Origin of the sequence: Mesobacillus boroniphilus JCM 21738 (assembly GCF_000517385.1) — a bacterium.
GTDB classification, from domain to species: domain Bacteria; phylum Bacillota; class Bacilli; order Bacillales; family Cytobacillaceae; genus Mesobacillus; species Mesobacillus boroniphilus.
The window spans coordinates 1-947 of sequence record NZ_BAUW01000223.1 but is presented as its reverse complement, the minus strand read 5'-3'; the positions used below and the strand labels follow the sequence as shown (position 1 = coordinate 947).

1 protein-coding gene is annotated in these 947 nt (G+C 42.1%); it reads right to left on the bottom strand.

The window, feature by feature from the left end; genetic code table 11:
• Positions 1 to 69: 69 nt before the first annotated feature.
• Positions 70 to 807 carry an IS21-like element helper ATPase IstB gene (istB, locus tag JCM21738_RS21910; RefSeq protein ID WP_023627828.1) on the bottom strand — a complete coding sequence of 246 codons (738 nt, stop codon included), beginning with the start codon at positions 805 to 807 and terminating at the stop codon, positions 70 to 72.
• Positions 808 to 947: the final 140 nt, after the last annotated feature.

Below are 947 nucleotides of genomic sequence, written 5' to 3'. Positions count from 1 at the left end.
TGTTTTTTGCAAGCGGAAAGTGCAGAGAAATGCAGCGAAATTTACATAGCTTGCAGCCGGTTTTTTACATTAAATTCCATCTGGTGTTTTGATTGAAGAAAGAGCATTTTTCAACCGGTAACTTTCCCCTGTGAACGCAATGACATGGGCGTGATGCACTAATCTATCCACCAGTGCAGAAGTTAAACGATTATCTCCAAAAACTCGATTCCATTGGCCAAATTCGAGATTAGAGGTTACAATCACACTTTTATGCTCATAACAGTCCGCAATAATGTGAAACAATAATTCCGATCCTTGCTTTTGAAAAGGGACGTATCCCAGTTCATCTAGTATTAGCAAATCGCACTTCTCAATCTGGCGTTTTATCTTGTGTAAAGACCCTTCTTTCATCGCTTCCTCTAATTGGCCGACTAAATCAGCCACTCGGAAGAAACGGACCTCATACCCCATTTCACAAGCCTTTACTCCCAAAGCCATTCCCAGGTGTGTTTTTCCCGTGCCAGGCGTTCCCATAAGCAGTAGGTTCTGTTTTTCCTTTATAAAGCGGAGGTCACAGATTGCCTCTTTCGAGGTTGTTGCTGGCAAGTGCTGCTGCTCGGACCACTCATAGTCCCTAAGCCATTTAAGTTCCCTAAATTTGGCTTTCTTTATCAGCCTGGCGACTTTGGTGGTTTGCCTTGAATTGACCTCAATTGATAGAACATCGCGCAGAAACTGCTCTTTACTTTCAAAAGAGACTTCCTCGAATTCCTCGATAATATGGGCAAGGTGGAGTGTCTTACAAATAGCCTTTAAATCAGCCATCAGGAAACACCTCCTTCCAAGGAAGGACATAAAATCTTGTCATAAGTATGCAAATCGGTTTCATAATTAAGCAATATATCCGGCGTGTGCACTTCGTTTAATTTCTCTGGATAAGCAGCTTCTTTGGCTTCAAGGATATA

Bases quoted from the DNA above. Each gene is read 5' to 3' on its own strand.
- istB (WP_023627828.1), bottom strand. From the start codon at position 807: ATGGCTGATTTAAAGGCTATTTGTAAGACACTCCACCTTGCCCATATT.